The organism is Aliiroseovarius sp., assembly GCF_030148435.1.
In the GTDB taxonomy this organism is placed as follows: domain Bacteria; phylum Pseudomonadota; class Alphaproteobacteria; order Rhodobacterales; family Rhodobacteraceae; genus JASBTN01.
On sequence record NZ_JASBTN010000089.1, the window covers coordinates 1 to 23,362 of the forward strand.

The 23,362-nt window shown below is 65.0% G+C and carries 22 protein-coding genes; 5 read left to right on the forward strand and 17 right to left on the reverse strand.

Annotation, left to right across the window (positions count from 1 at the left end; genetic code table 11):
- Positions 1 to 74: 74 nt before the first annotated feature.
- Genes Q1V43_RS16445 through Q1V43_RS16460 form a run of 4 tightly spaced genes read left to right on the forward strand, consistent with a single transcriptional unit; the run spans position 75 to position 7,142 of the window.
- On the forward strand, positions 75 to 1,775 hold the full coding sequence (locus tag Q1V43_RS16445) for an ABC transporter ATP-binding protein (protein WP_300520472.1): 1,701 nt from the start codon (positions 75 to 77) through the stop codon (positions 1,773 to 1,775).
- A gap of 5 nt (positions 1,776 to 1,780) precedes the next feature.
- On the forward strand, positions 1,781 to 4,213 hold the full coding sequence (gene nirB, locus Q1V43_RS16450; RefSeq protein ID WP_300520475.1) for a nitrite reductase large subunit NirB: 2,433 nt from the start codon (positions 1,781 to 1,783) through the stop codon (positions 4,211 to 4,213).
- The gene (gene nirD / locus Q1V43_RS16455) at positions 4,210 to 4,551 is read left to right on the forward strand and encodes a nitrite reductase small subunit NirD (protein WP_300520478.1); all 342 of its coding nucleotides are present in this window, start codon (positions 4,210 to 4,212) and stop codon (positions 4,549 to 4,551) included. Before nirB ends, nirD begins: the two co-directional genes overlap by 4 nt.
- Complete coding sequence (locus Q1V43_RS16460) at positions 4,548 to 7,142, forward strand: nitrate reductase (protein WP_300520481.1); 2,595 nt, start codon at positions 4,548 to 4,550, stop codon at positions 7,140 to 7,142. Before nirD ends, Q1V43_RS16460 begins: the two co-directional genes overlap by 4 nt.
- A gap of 54 nt (positions 7,143 to 7,196) precedes the next feature.
- On the opposite strand, the gene Q1V43_RS16465 is transcribed toward Q1V43_RS16460, so the two are convergent.
- The 10 genes from Q1V43_RS16465 to pcaF all read right to left on the reverse strand — a co-directional run bounded on the left by Q1V43_RS16465 (position 7,197) and on the right by pcaF (position 15,930).
- On the reverse strand, positions 7,197 to 7,424 hold the full coding sequence (locus Q1V43_RS16465) for a hypothetical protein (RefSeq protein WP_300520483.1): 228 nt from the start codon (positions 7,422 to 7,424) through the stop codon (positions 7,197 to 7,199).
- A gap of 137 nt (positions 7,425 to 7,561) precedes the next feature.
- Positions 7,562 to 8,305, reverse strand: a complete 744-nt coding sequence (locus Q1V43_RS16470; RefSeq protein WP_300520485.1) for a PaaX family transcriptional regulator C-terminal domain-containing protein — start codon at positions 8,303 to 8,305, stop codon at positions 7,562 to 7,564.
- A complete protein-coding gene (paaZ, locus tag Q1V43_RS16475) occupies positions 8,305 to 10,329 on the reverse strand; it encodes a phenylacetic acid degradation bifunctional protein PaaZ (RefSeq protein ID WP_300520487.1) in 2,025 nt (674 codons plus the stop codon). Before paaZ ends, Q1V43_RS16470 begins: the two co-directional genes overlap by 1 nt.
- 3 nt (positions 10,330 to 10,332) lie before the next feature.
- Positions 10,333 to 11,082 (reverse strand): Phenylacetic acid catabolic protein, encoded by a 750-nt coding sequence (locus tag Q1V43_RS16480; RefSeq protein ID WP_300520489.1) that lies wholly within the window; start codon positions 11,080 to 11,082, stop codon positions 10,333 to 10,335.
- Between the two features lie 10 nt (positions 11,083 to 11,092).
- Entirely contained in the window at positions 11,093 to 12,157 is a 1,065-nt protein-coding gene (locus Q1V43_RS16485; RefSeq protein WP_300520491.1) for a 2Fe-2S iron-sulfur cluster-binding protein, read from the reverse strand.
- Between the two features lie 11 nt (positions 12,158 to 12,168).
- Entirely contained in the window at positions 12,169 to 12,630 is a 462-nt protein-coding gene (paaD, locus tag Q1V43_RS16490) for a 1,2-phenylacetyl-CoA epoxidase subunit PaaD (RefSeq protein ID WP_300520494.1), read from the reverse strand.
- A 53-nt stretch (positions 12,631 to 12,683) separates the two neighbouring features.
- Positions 12,684 to 13,436, reverse strand: coding sequence for a 1,2-phenylacetyl-CoA epoxidase subunit PaaC (gene paaC / locus Q1V43_RS16495; RefSeq protein ID WP_300520497.1), 753 nt, complete (start codon positions 13,434 to 13,436; stop codon positions 12,684 to 12,686).
- Positions 13,436 to 13,720 carry a 1,2-phenylacetyl-CoA epoxidase subunit PaaB gene (paaB, locus tag Q1V43_RS16500; RefSeq protein ID WP_300520500.1) on the reverse strand — a complete coding sequence of 95 codons (285 nt, stop codon included), beginning with the start codon at positions 13,718 to 13,720 and terminating at the stop codon, positions 13,436 to 13,438. Before paaB ends, paaC begins: the two co-directional genes overlap by 1 nt.
- A 13-nt stretch (positions 13,721 to 13,733) precedes the next feature.
- Positions 13,734 to 14,726, reverse strand: coding sequence for a 1,2-phenylacetyl-CoA epoxidase subunit PaaA (gene paaA / locus Q1V43_RS16505; RefSeq protein ID WP_300520503.1), 993 nt, complete (start codon positions 14,724 to 14,726; stop codon positions 13,734 to 13,736).
- A 1-nt stretch (position 14,727) separates the two neighbouring features.
- Positions 14,728 to 15,930 (reverse strand): 3-oxoadipyl-CoA thiolase, encoded by a 1,203-nt coding sequence (pcaF, locus tag Q1V43_RS16510; protein ID WP_300520506.1) that lies wholly within the window; start codon positions 15,928 to 15,930, stop codon positions 14,728 to 14,730.
- Between the two features lie 233 nt (positions 15,931 to 16,163).
- On the opposite strand from pcaF, the gene Q1V43_RS16515 reads away from it, so the two are divergent.
- Positions 16,164 to 16,946 carry an XRE family transcriptional regulator gene (locus Q1V43_RS16515; protein WP_300520509.1) on the forward strand — a complete coding sequence of 261 codons (783 nt, stop codon included), beginning with the start codon at positions 16,164 to 16,166 and terminating at the stop codon, positions 16,944 to 16,946.
- A 7-nt stretch (positions 16,947 to 16,953) separates the two neighbouring features.
- On the opposite strand, the gene Q1V43_RS16520 is transcribed toward Q1V43_RS16515, so the two are convergent.
- The 7 genes from Q1V43_RS16520 to Q1V43_RS16550 are packed head-to-tail and all read right to left on the reverse strand — an operon-like array spanning position 16,954 to position 23,352.
- Positions 16,954 to 17,895 carry an AEC family transporter gene (locus Q1V43_RS16520; protein ID WP_300520511.1) on the reverse strand — a complete coding sequence of 314 codons (942 nt, stop codon included), beginning with the start codon at positions 17,893 to 17,895 and terminating at the stop codon, positions 16,954 to 16,956.
- Between the two features lie 3 nt (positions 17,896 to 17,898).
- On the reverse strand, positions 17,899 to 18,696 hold the full coding sequence (locus tag Q1V43_RS16525) for an MBL fold metallo-hydrolase (protein ID WP_300520514.1): 798 nt from the start codon (positions 18,694 to 18,696) through the stop codon (positions 17,899 to 17,901).
- Positions 18,696 to 19,523: a TatD family hydrolase gene (locus tag Q1V43_RS16530; protein ID WP_300520516.1), complete on the reverse strand. Its 828-nt coding sequence runs from the start codon at positions 19,521 to 19,523 to the stop codon at positions 18,696 to 18,698. Before Q1V43_RS16530 ends, Q1V43_RS16525 begins: the two co-directional genes overlap by 1 nt.
- Positions 19,524 to 19,530: 7 nt before the next feature.
- Positions 19,531 to 20,658 (reverse strand): DNA polymerase III subunit delta', encoded by a 1,128-nt coding sequence (locus Q1V43_RS16535; RefSeq protein ID WP_300520519.1) that lies wholly within the window; start codon positions 20,656 to 20,658, stop codon positions 19,531 to 19,533.
- Positions 20,658 to 21,278 (reverse strand): dTMP kinase, encoded by a 621-nt coding sequence (gene tmk / locus Q1V43_RS16540; protein ID WP_300520522.1) that lies wholly within the window; start codon positions 21,276 to 21,278, stop codon positions 20,658 to 20,660. The genes Q1V43_RS16535 and tmk overlap by 1 nt, the downstream gene beginning before the upstream one ends.
- Positions 21,278 to 22,441, reverse strand: coding sequence for a D-alanyl-D-alanine carboxypeptidase family protein (locus Q1V43_RS16545; RefSeq protein ID WP_300520525.1), 1,164 nt, complete (start codon positions 22,439 to 22,441; stop codon positions 21,278 to 21,280). The genes tmk and Q1V43_RS16545 overlap by 1 nt, the downstream gene beginning before the upstream one ends.
- 20 nt (positions 22,442 to 22,461) lie before the next feature.
- Positions 22,462 to 23,352, reverse strand: coding sequence for an SPOR domain-containing protein (locus tag Q1V43_RS16550; RefSeq protein ID WP_300520528.1), 891 nt, complete (start codon positions 23,350 to 23,352; stop codon positions 22,462 to 22,464).
- Positions 23,353 to 23,362: the final 10 nt, after the last annotated feature.

Consider the following 23,362-nt stretch of genomic DNA (forward strand, 5'->3'; position numbering starts at 1 on the left):
CCTGCTGGATCGCGTGATGCTGGCGCTGCAGACCATGTTCACCCACTCGGCAACGCGTTGAGGGGGCGGGGATCATGGCATTTCTCGAACTCAAGGGACTGACCAAGGGCTACGGCACCGGGGTTGACCGCACGGTGGTCCTGGACGGCATCGACCTGGCAGTGGAGGAAGGCGAATTCATCGCCATTGTCGGCTTCTCCGGTTCCGGCAAGACGACGCTGATCAGCGCCATCGCCGGGCTGATCGAACCGGATGCCGGGGAGGTCCTGCTGAAGGGCAAGCCGGTGACCGGGCCGGACCCGGCGCTCGGCGTGGTGTTCCAGAGCTATTCGCTGATGCCCTGGCTGACGGTGAGCGGCAACGTGGCCCTGGCGGTGGACGCGATTTTTCCCGATCTGTCGAAGGCCGAGAAGGAGAAAAAAACCGCCCATTACGTCAAGATGGTCGGCCTGTCCCACGCCGCCTCGCGCCGTCCGGCAGAGCTGTCGGGCGGGATGCGCCAGCGGGTCAACGTGGCCCGCGCCCTGGCGATGAGCCCCGAGCTTCTGCTGCTGGACGAACCGCTGTCGGCGCTGGACGCGCTGACCCGCGCCAATCTGGCCGACGAGATCGAGGCGATCTGGCAGGCTGACAAGAAGACCTGCGTGCTGATCACCAATGATGTGGACGAGGCGATCCTGCTGGCCGACCGCATCATCGCGCTGAACCCGGACGGCACACTGGGACAGGAGTTCAAGGTCCAGATCCCGCGCCCGCGCGACCGGGGCGAAATGAACCACCACGAAGGCTTCAAGACCCTGCGCCGCGACGTGACCAACTACCTGATGGATGTGGGCATGGCCGCCAAGGTCGACGTGACCAGGGAACTGCCCAACATCACCGCCTCGCACAACATTCCCAAGGCGCAGGCTGATGCCCGCGCCAAGGACAGCCTGCGCACCGACCGGTATCTGGAGTTCTCGCAGCTGCACAAGATCTACCCGACGCCGAAGGGGCCGCTGACCGTGGTCGAGGATTTCGACCTGAAGCTCGACAAGGGCGAGTTCATCTCGCTGATCGGCCATTCGGGCTGCGGCAAGTCCACGGTGCTGACCATGGCCGCCGGGCTGAACGAGATTTCGAAAGGCGTGATCAACCTCGATGGCCGCGCGGTGCAGGGCGCGGATCCCGAACGCGCCGTGGTGTTCCAGTCGCCGAACCTTTTCCCCTGGCTGACAGCCAAGGAAAACGTCGCCATCGGCGTCGACAAGGTCTATCCGCGCGCCAGCCAGGCCGAGCGCCAGGACGTGGTGGAATATTACCTTGAACGGGTCGGTCTGGGCGATGCCATGGACCGCCCGGCCAACTCCATGTCGAACGGGATGAAGCAACGTGTCGGCATCGCGCGTGCCTTTGCGCTCAGCCCGAAACTGCTGTTGCTCGACGAGCCCTTCGGCATGCTCGACAGCCTGACGCGGTGGGAACTGCAGGAGGTGCTGATGGAGGTTTGGGACCGCACGAAAGTGACCGCCATCTGTGTCACCCATGACGTGGACGAGGCAATCCTTCTGGCCGACCGTGTGGTGATGATGACCAACGGGCCGCAAGCCACGATCGGCAAGATCACCAAGGTCGACCTGCCCCGCCCGCGCACCCGCAAGGCGCTGTTGGAGCACCCCGACTACTACACCTACAGGCAGGAGGTGCTCGACTTCCTCGAAGAGTACGAGCACGGGGCGAAGCCGAAATCGAAATCGGCCCCTGCCAAACCTTCCAAAGCCCTCGCAGCGGAGTGAAAGACATGACCCAGAAACTTGTGATCATCGGGGCCGGCATGGCGTCCGGCCGGGCGATGGAACACCTCTTCGAGGCCGACCGGGACGCCTATGACGTGACCCTGTTCAATGCGGAACCCCGTGGGAACTACAACCGCATCATGCTCTCGCCGGTCCTTTCGGGCGACAAGACCTACGACGAAATCATTACCCATGACGATGACTGGTATGCCCAGAACAATGTGACCTGCCGCTTCGGCGAACATGTCACCTCGATCGACCGCGACCGCAAGGTGGTGGTGGGAGAGAAGGGTGAAGTTCCTTACGACAAGCTGCTGATCGCCACCGGCTCGGCCCCGTTCATCATCCCGGTGCCGGGCAAGGATCTGCCGGGCGTCGTGGCCTACCGTGATCTGGAAGACACCAATGCGATGGTCGAGGCGGCCGCCAGGGGTGGCAAGGCCGTCGTCATCGGTGGCGGCCTTCTGGGGCTCGAAGCCGCCGCTGGCCTCGCCCTGCGAGGCATGGACGTGACCGTGGTGCACCTGATGGGCCACCTGATGGAACGCCAGCTGGACGAGGCCGCGGGCTACCTGCTGCGCCGGGCGCTGGAGGACAAAGGGATTGACGTGCGCTGTCAGGCCTCGACGGCGGCCATTGTCGGTGACGGCCAGGTCGAAGGCGTGCTGTTGCAGGATGACGAAATGATCCCGGCCGACCTGGTGGTCATGGCCGTGGGCATCCGTCCCGAAACCCGGCTGGCCAATGACGCGGGGATCGAGGTTGAACGTGGCATCACGGTGTCCGACCAGATGGCGACTTCGGACCCCGATATCCTGGCGATGGGCGAATGTGTGGAGCATCGCGGGCAACTCTTCGGCCTCGTCGCGCCGCTTTACGATCAGGCCAAGATTGTCGCCAAGACCCTGCTGGGCGAAGAGGCTGCCTTCGTACCGAAAGAGGTCGCGACCAAGCTGAAGGTCACAGGCTGCGACCTGTTCAGCGCGGGCGATTTCGCCGAGGGAGAGGGGCGCGAAAACGTGGTTTTCCGCGACCCCGCACGGGGCGTCTACAAGCGGCTGGTGATCGAGGGCGACCGGCTCATCGGGGCGGTCTTCTACGGCGACACCAGTGACAGCAGCTGGTTCTTCGGCCTGATCAAGGGTGGCGAAGACATCTCGGATATGCGTGATACCCTGATCTTCGGTCCGGCCTTTCAGGGGGGCGAACCGCTGGACCCTATGGCGGCCGTTGCAGCCTTGCCGGATGATGCAGAAATCTGCGGCTGCAACGGCGTGTCCAAGGGCGATATCGTGGCGGCGATCAACGCGGGTGCGGGCGATCTGGGTGCGATCCGCGCGACCACCAAGGCCTCGGCCTCCTGCGGGACCTGCACGGGGCTGGTGGAACAGGTGCTGGGCGCGACCCTCGGGGACGATTTCGTCATCCCCGCCGCGAAAAGCGTCTGTGGCTGCACCGATCTGACGCATGAGGATCTGCGCCGCCTGATCAAGTCCAGGGAGCTGAAAAGCCAGGCCGCCGTCTGGCAGGAGCTGGGCTGGTCCACCCCTGACGGCTGCCATGTATGCCGCCCGGCGGTGAACTACTATCTGCTGGCAGACTGGCCGCTGGACTATCAGGACGATCCGCAGAGCCGTTTCATCAACGAACGCAAACACGCCAATATCCAGAAAGACGGTACCTATTCGGTCGTGCCGCGCATGTGGGGCGGCATGACCACGCCGGACGAGCTGCGCGCGCTTGCCGACGCGGCCGAGAAATATGACGTGCCCACCGTGCACGTGACTGGTGGCCAGCGCATCGACCTGTTGGGTGTGCGTGGCGAGGATCTGCCGGATATATGGGCCGATCTGAACGCGGCGGGCATGGTCTCGGGCCACGCCTATGCCAAGGGGCTTCGCACGGTGAAAACCTGTGTCGGCAAGGATCACTGCCGTTTCGGTACGCAGGACTCGACCGGGCTGGGCGTTCAGCTGGAGAAACACCTGTGGGGGTCCTGGACGCCGCACAAGGTCAAGCTGGCCGTGTCGGGCTGCCCGCGCAACTGCGCCGAGGCGACCTGCAAGGACATTGGTGTGGTCTGCGTGGACAGTGGCTATCAGCTCGGCGTGGCCGGGGCGGCCGGCATGGACGTGAAGGAAACCGAGCGTCTGGCAGACCTGACCACAGAGGAAGAGGTGATCGAATACGCCACCGCTTTCATGCAGCTCTACCGGGAAAACGCAAAATACCTGGATCGCCCCTACAAATGGGTGGCCAAGGTCGGGCTCGACTGGGTCAAGGAACAGGTCGAGGACAAGGCCACACGCAAGGCGCTCTGCGCGCGGTTCGAGCTGAGCCAGTCGGTCTATCGCACCGATCCCTGGGCCGAACATGTGGCAGAGAGGGCGGATAGCTACACCCCGATTGCAAACCTGATGCTGGAGGCTGCGGAATGACGGACTGGATCGATATTGGCGCCCTGGACGACATCGCCCCGCGTGGCGCCCGCGTGGTAAAGACGGGGCATGGCTGTGTCGCCGTGTTTCGCACCGGCACGGACGAGGTGTTCGCGCTCGACAACGCCTGCCCGCACAAACAGGGCCCGCTGGCGGAAGGAATCGTGCATGGCAAGACCGTGACCTGCCCGCTGCACAACTGGGTCTTCTCGCTGGAAACCGGCGAGGCACAGGGCGCGGACGAGGGGCGCGTGACGACCTATCCGGCGCGCATCGAAAGCGGGCGCATCCTGCTTGAGGCAAGCTTTCTCAAATCCCGTGGGGCGCGTGCGGCATGAGCACCTGCACGACCTGTCCGTACTGCGGCGTAGGGTGTGGTGTGCTGGCCGGGGCAGACGGTACGATCAAGGGTGATCCGAACCATCCAGCCAACGCCGGGCGGCTCTGTTCCAAGGGCACCCAACTGGGCGAGACGATCGGGCTCGAAGGCCGCCTGCTGGCCCCGCGCTTGAACGGGCAAGACACGGATTGGGATAGCGCGCTGGGCCTCGTGGCTGACACGTTCCGTGCGGCCATTGACGAACACGGGCCGGACAGCGTCGCCTTTTACGTCTCCGGGCAGCTTCTGACCGAGGACTACTACGCCGCCAACAAGCTGATGAAAGGTTATATCGGCAGCGCGAATATCGACACGAATTCAAGGCTCTGCATGGCGTCATCGGTGGCGGGACACAAGCGCGCCTTCGGGTCGGACACCGTGCCGGGTTGTTATGAGGACATCGAAGAGGCCGATCTGGTCGTTCTGGTCGGCTCGAACCTGGCCTGGTGCCACCCGGTGCTTTACCAGCGGCTGGTGGCGGCAAAGGCGGCGCGGCCGGGGATGCGCGTGGTCAATATCGATCCGCGCCGCACGGCAACTTCGGATGTGGCGGACACGCACCTGTCGGTGGCGCCGGACGGCGATGTCGCGCTGTTCAACGCGGTTCTGTGCCGGATCGTTGACGAGCGCCGCGTGGACGCAGGTTACGTGGCCACCCATGTGAACGGGTTCGACGTGGCGCTCGACGCTGCCCGCGCGGCGGGAGCAACCGGGTTGAGCGCCGAGGAACTTGACAGGTTCACCAAGCTCTGGGCCGGAACCGAAAAGGTTGTCACCATCTATTCTCAGGGCGTGAACCAGTCCGTATGCGGCACCGACAAGGTCAACGCGATCCTGAATTGCCACCTGGCCACCGGACGCATAGGTCGACCCGGCATGGGGCCATTTTCTGTCACCGGTCAACCCAATGCCATGGGCGGGCGCGAGGTTGGCGGGCTGGCCAATATGCTGGCGAACCATCTGGACATCGAAAACCCCGCCCACCGCGCCGCGATGCAGGGGTTCTGGAACAGCCCCACCATCTGCAAGACGCCGGGGTTGAAGGCCGTGGACCTCTACCGGGCCTGCGCCGAAGGCAGGATCAAGGCGCTCTGGGTCATGTCGACAAATCCGGCAGTGTCGATGCCGGAGGCAGACGCGGTGGCCGAGGCGATCCGCGCCGTGCCCTTTGTGGTTGTCTCGGACATACTTGAGCGTACAGATACGGGTGATCTGGCCGACGTGCTTCTGCCTGCCGCCGGGTGGGGCGAGAAGTCCGGCACGGTGACGAACTCGGAACGGGTGATTTCGCGCCAGAGGGCCTTCCTGCCCAGGCCGGGCCAGGTGCGACCGGATTGGCAGATCATCGCGGATGTGGCGCGGCGGATGGGCTTTGACGGGTTCGACTGGGCGGACGAGGCGGAGGTATTCGACGAATACGCGCGCTCGACAACGGTCTCTCGCGACTTTGGGCGGGATCTGGACCTGACCGGGCTCGCGGGCTTGCGTCGTGGGGAATATGACGCGCTGTCTCCAATTCAATGGCCTGTGCCGGGCGAGGGCGCTCCAGGTGGCCGGTTCTTTGCAGAGGGTGGGTTCTTTCATGCGGATGGCAAGGCGAAGATGCTTCCGACTGTCGCGCCGCAGCTGGCCACCCCTCCGGAAAGCTATCCCTTTACCTTGAATACGGGGCGGGTGCGCGACCATTGGCACACGATGACCCGAACCGGCCGGTCGGCGCGACTGTCGCGCCACATGGCCGAACCCTATGTGGAGCTGCACCCGGAAGACGCGGTGGCGCTTGGGTTGCGTGATGCGGATCTTGCGCGGGTGAGCTCTCCCACCGGTATCGCAGTTTTGCGTGTGCTGATCACGGCGCGCGCCCGAAGGGGGTCTGTTTTCGTACCGATGCACTGGACAAAGCATACGGCGGCGGATGGACGTGTGGGCCCCTTGGTCGCGGCGGATACGGACCCGGTCTCGGGCCAGCCCGCGTCGAAAGGCGGGTTTGTCGCGGTCGAGAAATACCGGCCGGGCTGGCAAGGTTTCCTGGCCTGCGTGAATCCCATCGCCCTTGGGCAAGTACAGGGTGCGGTTGCCGCGGCTCCGAACGGGTTTTCGGCAGAGCTGTTTGGTGAGGCACCCACCGATTGGGAAGCCCTGGCGCGCATCCTGGCCAGTGAGCCGAACGCGGTCGCAAGTCAGATAACCGATCCGGCGCGGGGCGCGACCCGCATTGCCCTGGAACGGGACGGGGATCTTGTCGCGCTGTTCCTGGCGGGCCCCGGTCCGGTCGAGGCGGCGCGCAGCCACCTGCTGACCCGGATCGGTCAGCCCGCGAACCCCTTGCCGCTTCTGGCGGGACGCAATGCTGCGGACCGACCGGATCCCGGCCCGACGGTCTGCGCCTGTATGGGGGTGGGGGCCAACGACCTGAAAGCGGCCATCGCGGGCGGCTGTCATACGGTTGAAGCGCTTGGCGAAGCGACCCAGGCCGGAACGAGTTGCGGCAGTTGCAAGCCTGAGCTGGCCAGCCTGATCGCCACCCACACCCCGGTGGCGGCGGAATGAAAAAGCCGCGCCCGGATGTCCCGGCGCGGCTATCGCAAACGAAGGACGAGCCCCTCAGAGGTAATAGAGATCGCGAAAGACGTGGTGCACGATCTCGTCACGCTTGAGCCCGATCTCGGCCAGTTCCGCATCGCTTTTCGCATTCAGGCGCTCAACCATCTGCACGCGGCTGTTGTTCTCCATCACCAGGATGAAGAAACGCCCGATGGCGCGGAAAGGGGCCAGCAGGATGTCGGTGGCATGGCGCGTGGCCACGACCGGGTTTGAAAGAGTATGTGCCATTGGAGACCTCGGGTTCAGACTGGATCAAGGGCTCCTCCCATGCCCGACAATCTGGCGGCTACCGGCCGGTCCGACAATGGCTGTTAACGCAAAACCGTCTTGTTTCATACGCATGGCTAAGCGCGAGGGATCCAAGGTCAGCCCGGTGCCGTCGCTGGTCCCAGGCGGTCCAGCAGATCAGCCATCAACTGGCGGCAGCCTGGGCCCGCCCAGGCGTCAGGGTAGAGCAGATCAGGCAGGGCCGGGCAGCGCAGCACAAGGCGGCGCCACCCGTGTACGGCCAGCAGCCGTTGAACCGTGGCTTCCAGGTCCGACATGGGGGAAGGTTCGCCTAGCACCAGGCGCAGCGCCCGTTCGAATTCGGCATAATCGTGAAGCAGGTCATCCGGCATGACCTGGGCCCGCACCCAATCGGGCACACACAGGTCCGGGCCGGACAGGACCAGTGCATCGGTCATGTCGGGGGCCGAGCCATGGCCCAGGAAACAGCCGGGCGCCACAGGGACATGGCCGGGCAGGACGCGGGCCCGGTCCGGCATCACCACAAGGTGCCATTCTTCGGGCGCCACCGCGTCGAAGTCATAGATGCGTGCGGCGGCCTGTTCCGCCTGTGCCCGCCCGTGTTCCGTGAGGAAGTGAAAGGCGCCGCGCCCTATACGGCGGCTATCGATCCAGCCATCTTTGCGCAGCCTGTGCAGCGCCGTCCGCAGGGCCTGGGGCTTGATCCCGGCGGCCTCGGTCAGGGCCGAGAGCTGGGCGCCGGACAGTTCCTGCCCCGGCGCCCTTGCCATGTCCCCGAAGATGGTGACGACAAAGGACCAGACGCGCAGCTCTCCTCGGCGCAGGGCCTGCACGGCCGGGGAGAGCGCGGCAACATCCATCAATAGGCCACCATGGTCAGCAGTTCGTATTCCGCCACCAGATCGCCGTCCTGATTGGTCATGGTCACGTGCCAGCGCACCTCGCCATACTCATCCGTACGGCGCGTCTTGGCCTTGACGGTCAGGCGCACCTGAATGCTTTCACCGGCGGCCACCGGCGTCATGAAGCGCAGGTTGTCCAGACCGGTATTGGCCAGGACCGGTCCTTCGTTCGGCTCGACAAACAGCCCGGCGGCAAAGGACAGCAGCAGGTAGCCATGAGCGACCCGGCCCGGGAAGAACGGGTTCCGCCTGGCGGCGTCCTCGTCCATGTGGGCATAGAAGGTGTCTCCGGTGAAATGGGCGAAATGTTCGATATCGTCCATCGTCACGGTGCGCGGGGCGGTGTGGATCGTTTCACCGATTGTCAGATCGTTGAACCGACGGGTGAACGGGTGGGCCGGTGCTTCGACCTCGGGCGAGCCGGGCACCCAACGACCGCCGATCGACGACAGGATGTCCGGGCTGCCCTGGATCGCGGTGCGCTGCATGTAATGCATGACGCCGCGAATGCCGCCCATTTCCTCGCCGCCGCCAGCGCGACCCGGGCCGCCATGCACCATGTGGGGCAGGGGGGAGCCGTGGCCGGTGCTTTCCTTCATCGAGGTGGCGTTGTTGAAATAGAGCCGCCCGTGAAAGGCGCCCGCGCCCATGGCCACTTCGCGCGCCACGTTACCGGAGGCGGTGATCACCGAAGCCACCAGCGAGCCGTCGCCCTTGTTGGCCAGTTCGATGGCATGCGCGATGTCGCGGTAGCCCATGATGGTGGATACCGGCCCGAAGGCCTCGGTTTCATGCACCGCCGTGGCGGTGTCGGGGCTTTCGCAATGGAACAGCATCGGGGCCACGAAAGCATCGGGGTTCACATCGCCATGGGGGAGAGCTTCGGGGTCGCCATAGACGCGTTTGCTTTCCGCGCCGATCATCGCGGCCTTCTCCAGGACGTCGCGTTTCTGCGCGGCCGAGACCAGGGCACCCATGCGCGTAGTCTCCGCGCGGGGATCGCCGACAACGGTCCTGTCCAGCCGCGCCGAGAGCGCTTCGATCACGTTCTGCACCTGGCCTTCAGGGGCGATGATGCGCCGGATCGCGGTGCATTTCTGCCCCGCCTTCGTGGTCATCTCGCGGTGGACTTCCTTGATGAACAGGTCGAATTCGGGTGCCTCCGGGGTCACGTCAGGGCCTAGGATGGATGCGTTCAGGCTGTCCTGCTCGGCAACGAACCGCACCGAGTTCTTCAGGATGTTCGGGTTTGACCGCAGCATTGACGCGGTCTGGGCCGAGCCCGTGAAGCTGACCACATCCTGCGAGGTCAGCCGGTCCAGCAGGTCGCCGGTACCACCGGTAATCAGTTGCAGCGCGCCCTCGGGCAGGATGCCACTGTCCAGCATGATGCGCACGGCGGCCTCGGTCACGTAACAGGACGCTGTGGCCGGTTTCACAATGGCGGGTACGCCGGCCAGCAGGGTGGGGGCGAGCTTTTCAAGCATGCCCCAGACCGGGAAATTAAAGGCATTGATATGCACCGCGACGCCCTTCAGCGGGGTGGCGATATGCATGCCCTTGAAGGTGCCCTTGCGGCTCAGTTCCTCGATGTCGCCGTCGATATAGACCTGCCCGTCCGGCATCTCGCGCCGCCCCTTGGAGGCAAAGACGAAGACCGTGCCTACACCGCCGTCGATGTCGATCATGTGGTCGCTCTGCGTGGCGCCGGTGTCGAAGCTGAGATCGTAAAGCGCCTGCTTGTGCTGTCCCAGGTGCATCGCCAGCGCCTTCAGCATCTTGGCGCGGTCGTGGAACCCCATGGCGCGCAGGGCCGGGCCGCCGACTTTGCGCGCGTGGTCCAGCATCGCCTGCATGTCCAGGCTGTCATTGCCGGCTTCGGCGATCTGCGCCCCGGTTATGGCCGAGGCGATGGGACGCGCGGCACCGTTGGGTTCAACCCATTCACCAGCCGCGAAGCTGGCAATTCTCATGATCGTCATGGATTATCCTTTCGGGGCCGTCAGGCCGAATTTTTCAAGCGCTTTGGTGGCGGTGGCGGCCCATTCCTCGCGCAGGTCCGCGTTGGACGCCTTGCGCAGGCCATAGGCCTCCAGCTGGGTGGCGCGGGTCGACACGTCCTTGCCGAAGCTGGCGGCCACACGCGGCCACCAGTAATCGACCGATGCCTGCCGGTTGTCCGCGCTTGTGCGTTCCAGCCCCTCGGCGGCCAGTTCGGCGTGACGTGCCTCGACCGGGGCGATCTCGCGAAAGGCCTCCGCCAACGGAGCATAGGAGATCCCGGTGAACTCCTTCATCTGCACACCTACGGCGAGGCCCATCAGCAGGTTCATCACCACCGCGTCTGACCAGCCGGCCAGCGGATAGTTGAACACGGCCAGCCGCATGTCGCCTTCGGTCCGGTTGGTGCCGATGTCGGCGTCGCGCGGCAGGCGGTCGGCCCAGGGGTGATGGTTGGCGTATTTTTCGGTGTTGGCGCCGAATTCACCCATGATCTTCAATACCTTGTCGGCATTGTCGGTCTTTTCCATAACGATCTTGGCGGCCGCAATGCGTTCCTTGATACCGGGGCCCGCATTGATCACGTCGGCAAAGCCCGCCGCCCCTGCCAACTCGCTGTCCACGAAGGTGGCCATCAGGCGCATCAGCTCGGCGCGGTACCGCGCGGGCACGTTCGACGGGTTCGTGAGCTTGCCGCCCTGGGCCAGGTAGTCTTCGATCTTCATATCGGTCATGTCTGTCCCCTTACTGGTCGAAATCGACCGTGACTTTGTCCGAGACCGCGAAGCTCTGGCAGGACAGCACGTAGCCCTGTTCGACCTCGTAATCCTCCAGCGCGTGGTTGGCGACCATGTCGACTTCGCCCTCCAACACCTTGCAGCGGCAGGTCGAACAGACCCCGGCCTTGCAGGCATAGGGCGCGTCCATCTGGTTTTCCAAGGCCGTGTCGAGGATCGAGGTCTGGCCGTTCATGGAAACGGTGCGGCTGGCGCCGTCGAGCGTAATCACGGCCTCGGTGCCCTTGTTGCCTGCCTTCGCCGCCTTGCCCGCCTTCTTCGGAGCGCGGCCCGGCTGGGCCGAGGCGAAAAGTTCGAACTTGATCCGGCTGTCATCCAGACCGTGGTCGCGCAACGCCCTGGCAATGCCCAGCATCATCGGTTCCGGCCCACAGATGAAGGCCGTGTCCACGTGCTGGATGTCGATCCAGTGCTTGAACAGCTGGGCGCATTTTTCCTCGTCCACAAGGCCGGTGAACAGGTCGATCTCCTGCGCGTCGCTTTCCAGGATGTGGATCACGTTGAACCGGCCCATGTAGCGGTTCTTCAGATCCTCCAGCTCTTCGCGGAACATGATCGTGTTCACCGCCTTGTTCGCGTAGACCAGCGTGAACTGGCTGGCGGGTTCAGCGGCGAGCGTCGTCTTGATGATCGACAGCACCGGGGTAATGCCCGAGCCACCGGCAAAGCCCAGGTAGTGACGATTGGCGCCGGGCTCCAACGGAATGAAGAAGCTGCCCATGGGCTCCATGGCTTCCAGCGTGTCGCCGGTTTTCAGGTCTTCGTTGGCCCAGGTCGAAAAGGCGCCGTCCTCGACCCTTTTGATGCCGACCTGAAGGATGCCTTCATCGCGGCCCGCACAGATTGAATAGCTGCGGCGCAGCTCCTGCCCGTCGAAGTCGCGGCGGAAGGTCAGATATTGGCCCTGGGTGAAATCGAAGGCCGCGGGGTCGTCGGGTTTCAGGGTCACGACCACCGCGTCACGGATGGTCTTGTGAATGTCGGTCACGGTCAGTTTATGGAAGCGCGCCATGTTGGGTCTCCTCAGATGCACTTGAAATAATCGAAGGGTTCAAGGCAGTCGGTACAGCGCCAGAGTGCCTTGCAGGGGGTCGAGCCGAACTGGCTGGTCTTTTCCAGGTTCTGCCCGCCGCAATGGGGGCAGCGTTCGGGAGTGCCTTTCGGGGCCGGGGGGGCGATGCCGAACCTCTCCAGCGCCGCCTTGCCCTTGTCCGACAGCCAGTCGGTGGTCCAGGCGGGGGAAAGTTGCCGGTGCAGGGTGACATCCGTCAGCCCGTGGCTGGCCAGGCCTGCCAGGATATCCTCGTTGATCTGGGTCGTCGCCGGGCAGCCGGAATAGGTCGGCGTGACCGTCACGTCCAGGTGGTCGCCCTGCCAGGCCACGTCCCGGATGATGCCCAGATCCACCAGCGAGATCACCGGGATCTCGGGATCGGGCACCTGGTCAAGCCAGTCCCAGACCTGTTTCGTCGATGGATGTGCCATCGCTTTCCTCCCTTGGCGGGGTTGACCGGAGCCAAGGAGCCCCGGTCAGCCATTCACCACTTGGCACCCGGATAGGCCCGTTGCAGCCATTGCATCGTGGCCAGCAGGTGGCCCAGATGTTCGGTGTGCATGTAGCCGGTGCGCCCGCCCTTGTGGGCGTAGGGGCTCGCCGGAATGGTCAGCGTCGCCTCGGCCAGAACACGCCCGACCAGTTCGTCGAACTCGCCCCGCAAGGACGCCGGATCGGGGGAGATACCCGCCTCGACCATGGCCGCATCCACGTCGTCGCTTTCGAACATCTCGCCCACGTAGGGCCAGAGGTAGTCCAGAGCGGCCTGCATGCGGGCATGGCTTTCTTCGGTGCCGTCGCCCAGACCCACCACCGTGTCGCCGGAGCGTTCCACGTGATAGGCGGCTTCCTTGCTGGCTTTCTCGGCGATATCCGCGACGCGCTTGTCAGAGGACTGCATCAACCGGCCCAGCATGGTCACGTTCCAGGCGTCGAACAGGAACTGGCGCATCATGGTCTGGCCGAAGTCGCCATTGGGCAGCTCGACCAGCAGAACGTTGCGGAAATCCCAGGCGTCGCGCAGGAAAGCCAGATCATCGGCGGAACGCCCCTTGCCCTCGACCTCACCGGCCAGGCCCAGCCACAGCTGCGTCTGCCCGATCATGTCCAGCGCGGTGTTCGCCAGCGCGATGTCCTCCTCCAGAATGGGCGAGTGGCCGCACCATTCCGAGACCCGATGGCCGAGCACAAGGGTATTGTCCCCCATCCTCAGCAGGAATTGAAACAGGGCGTCCATTACATGCTCCCCACTTCGTCGGGAATGTCGAAGAAGGTCGGATGGCGATAGACCTTGGAGTTCGACGGCTCGTAGAGCGGGCCTTTTTCCTCGGGCGAGGAGGCGGCGATATGCCTGGCTTCGACCGCCCAGATCGACACGCCTTCGTTGCGGCGGGTATAGACGTCACGCGCGTTCTTGATCGCCATTTCGGCGTCCGGGGCGTGCAGGCTGCCCACGTGCCGGTGGCTCATGCCATGCTGGCCGCGGATGAAGATTTCCCACAGGGGCCATTCGTTGCTCATGTTCTTGTCTCCCTTATTCGGCGGCGTGTTGGCGGGCGGCTTTCTTGCGGGCGTGGGCCAGAAGGCCGTCACGCACCCAGGCGCCATCTTCCCAGGCATTCACCCGGTCTTGCATGCGGTCGACGTTGCAGGGGCCGTTGCCCTTGATCACGTCAAAGAATTCGGTCCAGTCGGGATCCGAAAAGTCGTAATGCCCACGCTCCTCGTTCCACTTGATGCCGGGATCCGGCAGGTCGAGGCCGAGGTATTCGATCTGCGGCACGGTCTGGTCGACGAATTGCTGGCGCAGCTCGTCGTTCGACTTGACCTTGATCTTCCAGGCCATGGACTGTTCCGAATGCGTGCTTTCGCTGTCATTCGGGCCGAACATCATGATTGCCGGGAACCAGAGGCGGTTCACCGCGTCCTGCGCCTGTTTCTTCTGCTCCGGCGTGCCGAAGGCCATCTGCATGATCGCGTGATAACCCTGGCGGGCGTGGAAGCTCTCTTCCTTGCAGATACGGACCATGGCGCGCGAGTAAGGCCCGTATGAGGTCCGTTGCAGCGCCACCTGGTTCACGATCGCCGCACCATCCACCAGCCAGCCGACCGCGCCGATGTCGGCCCAGTTCAGCGTGGGATAGTTGAAGATCGACGAGTATTTCATCCGCCCTTCGTGCAGCAGGCGCACCAGCTCGTCGCGGCTTTCACCCAGGGTCTCGGCGGCAGAGTAGAGGTAAAGCCCGTGGCCCGCCTCGTCCTGCACTTTCGCCAGCAGGATCGCCTTGCGCTCCAGCGTGGGGGCGCGGGTGATCCAGTTGCCTTCTGGCAACTGGCCGACGACCTCCGAATGCGCGTGCTGGCCGATCTGGCGGATCAGCGTGGCGCGGTAGTCATCGGGCATCCAGTCCTTGGGCTCGATCTTTTCGCCGCGGTCGATGCGGTCCTGGAACTCGCGCTCCTGATCCGTCATCTCGTCGCGGGACTTAACCCCCGACCTGGCCGTCTTGATCATCTGTGCATACATGTCAGACCCTTTCCAGAATGAGTGCGACGCCCTGGCCCACGCCCACACACATGGTGCAGAGCGCATATTTCCCGCCGGTGCGTTTCAATTGATAGGCCGCCGTCATGACCAGGCGCGCGCCGGACATGCCCAGCGGGTGCCCCAGCGCAATGGCACCGCCATTGGGGTTCACGCGGGGATCTTCGTCGGCGACGCCAAGTTCGCGCAGGGTGGCAAGACCCTGGGCGGCGAAGGCTTCGTTCAGTTCGATCACGTCCATCTGCCCGATGGTCAGGCCCGCCTTGGCCAGCGCCTTGCGGGTGGCCGGCACGGGGCCGATGCCCATGACGCGGGGCGGCACACCGGCAGCGGCCATAGTCACCACGCGGGCCATCGGCGTCAGCCCATTGGCAGCGACGGCGGCGTCGGAGGCGACCAGCATCGCGGCGGCCCCGTCGTTCACACCCGAGGCATTGCCGGCGGTCACTGTCAGGTTTGCACCGTTGACGCCCTTGAGTTTGCCCAGTTTCTCGACACTGGTGCCGGGGCGGGGGTGTTCGTCCGTGTCGACGATCACCGGATCGCCCTTGCGCTGGGGCACGGCGACCGGCGCGATTTCCTCGGCGAAATATCCCGCATGCTGTGCGGCGACCCAGCGGTCCTGCGAGCGCACGGCGAAAGCGTCCTGATCGGCACGGTTCACGCCGTAGGCCTCGGCCACGTTGTCGGCTGTCTGCGGCATCGAATGGGTGCCGTGTTCCTCGTCCATCTTCGGATTTACGAAACGCCAGCCAATGGTGGTGTCATAGACCGCGTTGGCGCGGGTAAAGGCGGCCCCCGCCTTGGGCATGACGAAGGGCGCGCGGCTCATGCTTTCCACACCGCCGGCGATGCAGAGGTCATAATCCCCTGCCTTCACGCCGCGCGCGGCAATGCCCACGGCGTCCATGCCGGAGGCGCAGAGCCGGTTTACGGTGGTGCCCGGCACTTCGACCGGCAGACCGGCCAGCAGGGCGGCCATGCGTGCCACGTTCCGGTTGTCTTCGCCCGCCTGGTTGGCGTCGCCATAGATCACGTCGTCAATGGATGCCCAGTCCACGCCCGGGTTTCGATCCATCAGCGCCTTGATCGGAAGCGCAGCCAGGTCGTCGGCGCGGATGGATGACAGCGCACCGCCATAGCGCCCGATGGGCGTGCGGACGGCGTCGCAAATGAATGCGTTCATGTGGTCCTCCCTCAGGGTCGGGGCGAACAAACCCGACCACACGGTCAGTAGTAATCCCGTCAACGATTCGGCGCAAGCAATTTGTTACAGAATATTGAATGAGTGAAGTTTTCTGTAACTTGATCCTCCGACGGGTTGAGCGCCGCGCCATTTGTTCACAAGATGCGGGAAAGTGGTTTTGCAAAACGCAATGTTTGGTCGTCCGAATTCCACGGCCGTTTCTGGGATGGATCATGTCCGGCACTCGTGAGCTGCACGGCATTTTTGCCGACAATCTGCGCATTCTGGCGAGCGGGGAACGCTCGGTCTCGGAACTGTGCCGAGAGCTGGGCATCAATCGCACGCAGTTCAACCGCTATCTCAGCGGCCAGGCCAGCCCCCGCCCGGAGGCGTTGCAGCGGATCTGCACCCATTTCGGCGTTGACGGACGCATCCTGCTGGAGCCACTGCGCGATCTGGCCGACCCGCATGGCCCCCGGGCCAAGTCGGTCAACGCCATATTCGATTATCTCTATGGTGCGCGTGACCTGCTGGCGCTGCGCAGACCGCCGCCGGTGGGCATACACCGCTATTGGCAGCGATCAAGCCTGAGCGCGGGCTGGGTGAACAGCTATACGGTGCGGCTCTTCCGGCAGCATGGCGCAATGATGTTCCGTGCGTTGAAGGACAGGCGGCGTGATGGCAGCCCGGCCCTTCCCGGCCGCGTCGGTCGCGACATCCGCGGCTGTTTGATGGATCAGGAGGACGGGATCGTCATGCAGGCGTTCCAACCAGAGGGCAAACGTCTGAGCTTCGGCGTCCTGTCCTATCCGGCCCTGTCGGACAGCCAGATCTATCCGGGGGTGGTCATGATCAGCCGCCCCGCCATGCACCAGGCCTCGCGGGTCGAGCCGTGCGCCCTGGAGCTGTTGCCGCAGGGGCCGGGTCTGATGCCGGCTCTGCGTGGACGGGGCGGACGCTGGATCGACCAGTTGAGCGACGAACTGCACGCCGTCATGTCCGGGGACGCGCGTTGAAGAGGGTTCAGCCCACGGCGCGCTCAAGGATCGCCAGCCAGATCCAGACCGACAGGATTGACATCCCCGTCGCCACCAGGACCAGCGTGGCGGCCACCCGCTTGCCGACGCCGTACATGTTGGCGAAGACATAGGTGTTCACCCCCGGCGCCATGGAGGCCGAGATCACCGCCGAACGCAATTGTCCGGGCGACAGCGACAGCAGGTTGCCCAGGGTAAAGGTCACAGCCGGGTGCAGGATCAGCGAGGTCGCGGCGACCAGGGCCACGATCTTCATGTCGCCTTCGGGGCTGTAGCGCACAAGGACGCCGCCCAACCCGAACAGGGCGGCTGGCAGGGCCGCGCCGGCCAGAAGATCCACCGCGTCATTCACCACGCCGGGCACCGGCAGGCCGGACAGGTTCACCGCAAACCCGGCGGAAATACCGATCACCAGGGGGTTGCGCAGCATGGCGCGTGCCACGCTCATCAAGGTCTGCCCCAACCCGATGCCTTCGGACTTGGCAAACTCCATCGCTGTCACCCCGATCGTGTAGCAAAAGGGCGCGTGCAACGAGATCAGCACGAAATTCGGCCCCAGGGCATCCACCCCGTAGGCGCGTTCGGTGATCGGCAGGCTCAGGAGCACGAGGTTGGAAAACAGCCCGCCGAAACCGATGGCGACGGAGTCGGGCCACGGTCGTTTGAACAGATACCGGGCGCCCAGCAGCGCCACGGTGAATCCGGTCGCCGAACCGGTATAGAAACTGATCAGAAGCGCCGGGTCATAGGAGGCCGCAAGGTCCAGCCGCGAAATGGCGCGAAACAGCAGGACGGGGATCGCGAAGCTTTGGGTAAAGTTCATCAGCGCGTCCACGACCTGCCCGGTGAAGAGCCCGCGCCACACGGTCACGTACCCCGCCGCGATCACCAGAAAGACGGGCAGGATGACCTCGACCAGCGCGCTCATGTCTCAGATCTCGTAGCTGATCGTCATGCCGTCATAGGCGGCGCTGACATTGTCCGGCGTTTCGGCTTCGACCGCGCTGTGATCCATGTCGATATGCATGTTGGTCAGCACCGCGCGGCGTGTACCTGAGCGTACAATCCACTCCAGCGACTGCTCCAGGTGGGTGTGGGTCGGGTGCGGCGTGCGGCGCAGCGCGTCCAGCACCCAGCAGTCCAGCCCCTGAAGCGCGGTCCAGGCGTCCTCGGGGATTTCGTTCACATCCGGCAGGTAGGCCAGGTCGCCGACCCGGAATCCCAGCGCGTTGATACGGCCGTGACCGACCTCGAACGGAGTCAGCGTGATTTCACCGCCCGCGCCCTTGACGGTCACGTTGCCGTCGATCGTGTGCATGTCCAGGATCGGCGGATAGCTCGACCCTTCGGGCTGCACGAAAGCATAGCCGAAGCGGGCAAACAGCGCCTCCTGGGTGGGCGGATCGGCCCAGACCGGCAGACGCGCGCGCTGGTTGTAGACAATCATGCGCAGGTCATCGATGCCATGCACGTGGTCGGCATGGGAATGGGTATAGAGCACGGCATCCAGATGACCGACCCCGGCATCCAGAAGTTGCTGGCGCATATCCGGCGAGGTGTCGATCAGTACGCGGGTGTTGCCGCCGGGCCCTTCGCGCGTGACCAGCATCGAACAGCGAGTGCGCCGATTTCTGGGGTTTTCCGGGTCGCAATCGCCCCAGTCTCCGCCCAGGCGCGGCACCCCGCCCGAGCTTCCGCAGCCCAGGATGGTGAAGGTCAGGCGCCCCATCAGGCGCCCAGCCCATTCGTGGTCTCGTATGCGGCGACCTTGGTGAAGAGCCGGTCGAAATTGACCTGTGTCTGCGCGGCGAATTCCGCGTAGTCCAGGCCGAAGAGCTCCGCGCCGACCTTGGCGGTGTGCACCGTGTAGGCCGGTTCATTGCGCTTGCCGCGGAAGGGAGGCGGTGCAAGATAGGGCGCGTCGGTCTCGACCAGGATGCGATCGACCGGGGCGGCGGCAAAGATGTCACGCACCTCCTGGCTGCGCGGGAAGGCGGCGATGCCGGACATGGACAGGTAGAAGCCGAGGTCGACCGCCACCTTGGCCAGTTCGGGCCCGGAGCTGTAGCAATGCATCACGCAGGAATAGGCGCCCCTGGCGTGTTCTTCGCTCAGGATACGCGCCATATCGTCATCGGCATCGCGCGAGTGGATGATCAGGGGCAGCCCGGTTTCGCGCGCAGCAGCGATATGAAGGCGCAGGCTGTCCTTCTGAACCTGCGCGCTGTCGGCGGTGTAGTGGTAATCCAGGCCCGTCTCGCCAATGCCCACGAATTTGGGATGGGCGGCGAGTGCCAGCAACTCGTCGACCGTGGCCATGGGTTCTTCGGCGGCGCTCATCGGGTGGGTGCCGGCGGCGAAGAATACGGGTGCATGGGCCTCGGCGATGGCCTGGACCCGAGGCAGATTGCGCAGCCGCGTGCAGATTGTGACCATGCGGGTAACACCAGCCTGGGCGGCATTGGCGACGATCTGCTCCAGCTGCCCTTCGAAATCCGGGAAGTCCAGGTGACAGTGGCTGTCGGTGATCCGGGGTGCGATCTGGGGAATGCTCATTACCGCCTCATCGGGCGGCAACTGCGTCCGCCGTTTCATTGATCCTGAAGACCATATCAAGGATGAGCGCCGAAGGGTCAAGGTTCACCGCGCGGCCATGCTGGGCAGCGGCCGACAGCTCCTGCTGGGTGGTGGCCCAGGCGCGGGCGGCGGCACCGCCCGGAGACAGGCGCGCAAGGATAGCCGCCTCGTTCGGCGCGGCCTCGGCGGTCGGGGGCAGACCGGCGCCGCTGCGCGCCAGCCGGGTCAGGAACAGATCGAAAAGATGCAGGATCAGATCGTAGCGATCCGCATTCGCCGCCCCGGTTGCCAGGGTCGAGAGCTTCAGTGCTCGGGGGCGGTCATAGCGCGGCGCTTCGGCGAAGGTGGCACAGATTTCCGCATAGAGCCCCAGCCCGTCCAGATGGGTCAGCGTCAGCGCCTCGCCCACGGATCCGGCAGCCAGTTGTCCCAGCGCGTCGGTCTGGATGTCGCCCTCGGCCCCCGCAGCGGCCAGGGCCTGGGTCAGGACGTCCGGGGCCAGAGGCGACAGGCGCAGCTCGCGGCAGCGCGAGCGGATGGTGGGCAGCAGCCGTGTCGGCTGGTGCGAGATCAGCAGGAACACGGCCCCCTCGGGTGGTTCCTCCAACAGTTTCAGGATCGCGTTTGCGGCGTTGGTGTTCAGCTCGTCCGCCGAATCCACGATCACCACGCGCCGCCCCCCATCGGAGGCCGACATGTGCAGAAACCCCTTGAGCTTGCGGGTCTCGTCCACGCGGATGTCCTGCGAAAGCCTGTCGCCCTTGTCGTTCGGGCCACGGCGCAAAAGGAACAGGCCCGGCTCCGACAGCGCCATCAGACGCCGCGCAACCGGGTGTCCGGCGTCGATGTCCAGGCTGGAGGGCGGCTCGGGTGCGAACATGCCGCCATCGTCGGCGGGGGTGGCCAGAAGGAACCGTGCCAGCCGCCAGGCCAGCGTCGCCTTGCCCACTCCGCGCGGTCCGGTGATCAGCCAGGCGTGGTGCAGGCGACCTGAAGTATAGGCCTCCAGAAACCGGGACTCGGCCTCGGACTGGCCCAGCAGGCGTTCGGTCTCACGCGGGTGCGGGGCACCCTCGACGCGGTCCGGTTCCGGCAGGTCGGCAGGGGCGCTCATCACATGCGGGTCCGGGCAATATGGGCGACGTCTTTGGCGACCTCTTCGATGGATCGTGCGCCATCCACAACGACGCAGCGATCGGCAAACTCAAGCGCCAGATCCAGAAACCCCTCGCGCATTCTGGCCTGCAGCCCGGCGCCGAAATCCTCGAACCGTTCCTCGGTGCCGCCACGCCCCTTGGCGCGGGCATGGCCGGTGGCCGGGTCCATGTCGATGATGAATGTCAGGTCCGGATCGCGTCCGATCATGAGGTCGTGCAGCGCGTCCACCTGGGCGCGTTTGTCACCAGAACGGCTGCCCTGGTAGATGCGGGTGCTGTCGGCGAAACGGTCACAGATCACGGTCTTTCCCCCGGCCAGCGACGGTTCGATCAGCCGTTCCAGATGGTCGCGTCGCGCGGCGGTGAAAAGCAAAAGCTCGGTCTCTGCCGACCAGCGGTCCGGGTCGCCCTCAAGCACCAGGGCGCGGATTTCCTCGGCCCCCGGGCTGCCGCCCGGCTCGCGGGTGTGGATCACGTCATGCCCCTCGGCGCGCAGGGTCTCGGCCAGCAGACGCGCCTGGGTCGACTTGCCGGACCCGTCAATGCCCTCGAAAGTAATGAACAGCCCGGCCGGCATCAGTTGGCGGCCGTTTCGGGCGCGCCGCCCCCCAGGACCATGTCGATGACCTTGCTGGCCGCGGCCTGCAGGCGCGGCACAAAGCCAGCCTTGCCCACGGCGGCCTCGGCGTAGAGCGGCACGGTCATCTCAGGAAGTCCGCTGCGGGTAATTACCATCTGGCCCAGCTCCTGGCCTTCGGCAATCGGTGCTTCGATCGGGCCATTCCAGCTTATCGTCGCCTCGATCCCGTCACGCTGTGTGGCGGGGATCAGCATTTCGATATCGGTTGCGGGCACCAACCCGACGCCGGGCGCATCCCCCAGCCAGACCTGCGCCTCGGCCATTCGGTCCCCGGCCTTCACCGGCGTGCGCAGGGCGAACTGGCGGAACGCCCAGTTGATCACCGCTTCGCTTTCCTCGGCGCGGGCCTTTTCGCTTTCAAGACCCGAAATCACGAAGACAATGCGGCGATCTCCCTGGCGGGCCGAGCCGACCAGGCCGTATCCGGCCTCTTCGGTGTGTCCGGTTTTCAGCCCGTCCGCGCCGATGCCCAGTTTGAGCAGCGGGTTGCGGTTGCGCCGGTTGTCCGGGGCACGCCCGTCGAACAGGAATTCGGTCTGGCTGAAGTAGTGGTAATACTGCGGGAATTCGGTGATCAGGCGGTTCGCGAGGATCGCCAGGTCTTCCATCGACATGCGCTGGTCCGGGTGCGGCCAGCCGGAGGAATTGCCAAAGGTGCTGTTCATCATCCCCAGCGCCCTTGCCCGTTCGGTCATCATCCGGGCAAAGGCTTCCTCGGTCCCGCCCAGGGCCTCGGCCACGACAACACAGGCGTCGTTGCCGGACTGCACGATGATACCCTGGATCAGTTCCTCGACCGTGGGACGGTCGGTGGTGTTCAGGAACATGGTCGATCCGCCCATCGCCTGAGCTCGTTCCGACACGCCAAATCGCGTTTCCATCGACACGCGCCCGTCTGCCAGCGCCTCGAACAGCATGTTCAGCGTCATCAGCTTGGACATGGAGGCAGGCGGCAGCGGGACATCGGCCTCTTTTTCGAACAACACCGTGCCGGTGGTCACATCCAGTACGAATGCCGCACCGGCGCGGGTCTCGAACGCGCGGGCCGGAAGGACAAAAATGGCCGCAAATGCGGCGGCAAGAAGGGCAAGGCGGCGCATGGTTGGCGGTCCTTTCCGGCTCAGTGGGTCACGAAATAGGCATCGGCAAAGCCCAATGCCCTGATCTTCTTCAGAAGAGCGGCGCGTTCGCTCGAAGAGGTGGCCGGACCGACCACGACGCGCCAGAAGGCTTTGCCGGCGGATCTGCCGGGCTTGATTGTCGGCACCATACCTGCGCGGCGCAGGCTTTCGGCGGTGTTGGCGGCATTTTCCTCGATGCTGAAAATGCCGATCTGGATGAAGGGTTTGGCGAGACCCGCCACGACGGGCGCGCGCGGGGCAGGGGCAGCGGGCGTCGCGGTTTGCGCCGTCGCAGCCGCAGTCTCGGTCCCGGCGGCGGCTTCCACCTCGTCCAGAGCTGCGGCAGCTGCGGCAATCGGATTCGCATCGACCTCGCCCCCATCCTCCAGAGGCGCGGCTTCGATGTCTTCGGGAGCATCCAGCGCTTCGGTGGGGGCGGCGGTCGGATCCGGAACTTCCTCGCGGCGCAGCGCGGTTACGTTCAGGGTCACGGGCGCCCCGGCGAGCATGCCCAGAGCATCCGCCGCATCCGAGCTGACCTGGAACCGCGGTCCGGGAATTTCGCGTTCGCGCCGGAACAGGGCTCCGACGACGAATTTGCCATTCGCCTCGTTGCGGATGACGATCCTCTCGGGGTTCTTTGCTTCGGGATGGGCCACCCAGACACCGCCCAGGCTGGGACGTCCGTCCCACAGCCCGCTCTCGGTCATCTGGAAGACCTCGGGCGCCTCGACATCGCGTTCGACCACCCGCGTCCCGCCACCCGCGCGTGGCGTTGTATCCCCGCTGCCGCCTTGCAGAAATCCAGGCATCTGCCCGGGCTCACATGCCGAAAGAAATACCGCGCCGCCCAGAAGAAGCGCCACCGCGCGCGTGGTCCTGCGTGTCATGTCATGCCCC

What these genes read in the sequence shown, in the direction of transcription:
- Q1V43_RS16445 (WP_300520472.1), top strand. Translation starts at nt 75, where the DNA reads ATGGCATTTCTCGAACTCAAGGGACTGACCAAGGGCTACGGCACCGGG.
- nirB (WP_300520475.1), top strand. Translation starts at nt 1,781, where the DNA reads ATGACCCAGAAACTTGTGATCATCGGGGCCGGCATGGCGTCCGGCCGG.
- nirD (WP_300520478.1), top strand. Translation starts at nt 4,210, where the DNA reads ATGACGGACTGGATCGATATTGGCGCCCTGGACGACATCGCCCCGCGT.
- Q1V43_RS16460 (WP_300520481.1), top strand. Translation starts at nt 4,548, where the DNA reads ATGAGCACCTGCACGACCTGTCCGTACTGCGGCGTAGGGTGTGGTGTG.
- Q1V43_RS16465 (WP_300520483.1), bottom strand. Translation starts at nt 7,424, where the DNA reads ATGGCACATACTCTTTCAAACCCGGTCGTGGCCACGCGCCATGCCACC.
- Q1V43_RS16470 (WP_300520485.1), bottom strand. Translation starts at nt 8,305, where the DNA reads ATGGATGTTGCCGCGCTCTCCCCGGCCGTGCAGGCCCTGCGCCGAGGA.
- paaZ (WP_300520487.1), bottom strand. Translation starts at nt 10,329, where the DNA reads ATGACGATCATGAGAATTGCCAGCTTCGCGGCTGGTGAATGGGTTGAA.
- Q1V43_RS16480 (WP_300520489.1), bottom strand. Translation starts at nt 11,082, where the DNA reads ATGACCGATATGAAGATCGAAGACTACCTGGCCCAGGGCGGCAAGCTC.
- Q1V43_RS16485 (WP_300520491.1), bottom strand. Translation starts at nt 12,157, where the DNA reads ATGGCGCGCTTCCATAAACTGACCGTGACCGACATTCACAAGACCATC.
- paaD (WP_300520494.1), bottom strand. Translation starts at nt 12,630, where the DNA reads ATGGCACATCCATCGACGAAACAGGTCTGGGACTGGCTTGACCAGGTG.
- paaC (WP_300520497.1), bottom strand. Translation starts at nt 13,436, where the DNA reads ATGGACGCCCTGTTTCAATTCCTGCTGAGGATGGGGGACAATACCCTT.
- paaB (WP_300520500.1), bottom strand. Translation starts at nt 13,720, where the DNA reads ATGAGCAACGAATGGCCCCTGTGGGAAATCTTCATCCGCGGCCAGCAT.
- paaA (WP_300520503.1), bottom strand. Translation starts at nt 14,726, where the DNA reads ATGTATGCACAGATGATCAAGACGGCCAGGTCGGGGGTTAAGTCCCGC.
- pcaF (WP_300520506.1), bottom strand. Translation starts at nt 15,930, where the DNA reads ATGAACGCATTCATTTGCGACGCCGTCCGCACGCCCATCGGGCGCTAT.
- Q1V43_RS16515 (WP_300520509.1), top strand. Translation starts at nt 16,164, where the DNA reads ATGTCCGGCACTCGTGAGCTGCACGGCATTTTTGCCGACAATCTGCGC.
- Q1V43_RS16520 (WP_300520511.1), bottom strand. Translation starts at nt 17,895, where the DNA reads ATGAGCGCGCTGGTCGAGGTCATCCTGCCCGTCTTTCTGGTGATCGCG.
- Q1V43_RS16525 (WP_300520514.1), bottom strand. Translation starts at nt 18,696, where the DNA reads ATGGGGCGCCTGACCTTCACCATCCTGGGCTGCGGAAGCTCGGGCGGG.
- Q1V43_RS16530 (WP_300520516.1), bottom strand. Translation starts at nt 19,523, where the DNA reads ATGAGCATTCCCCAGATCGCACCCCGGATCACCGACAGCCACTGTCAC.
- Q1V43_RS16535 (WP_300520519.1), bottom strand. Translation starts at nt 20,658, where the DNA reads ATGAGCGCCCCTGCCGACCTGCCGGAACCGGACCGCGTCGAGGGTGCC.
- tmk (WP_300520522.1), bottom strand. Translation starts at nt 21,278, where the DNA reads ATGCCGGCCGGGCTGTTCATTACTTTCGAGGGCATTGACGGGTCCGGC.
- Q1V43_RS16545 (WP_300520525.1), bottom strand. Translation starts at nt 22,441, where the DNA reads ATGCGCCGCCTTGCCCTTCTTGCCGCCGCATTTGCGGCCATTTTTGTC.
- Q1V43_RS16550 (WP_300520528.1), bottom strand. Translation starts at nt 23,352, where the DNA reads ATGACACGCAGGACCACGCGCGCGGTGGCGCTTCTTCTGGGCGGCGCG.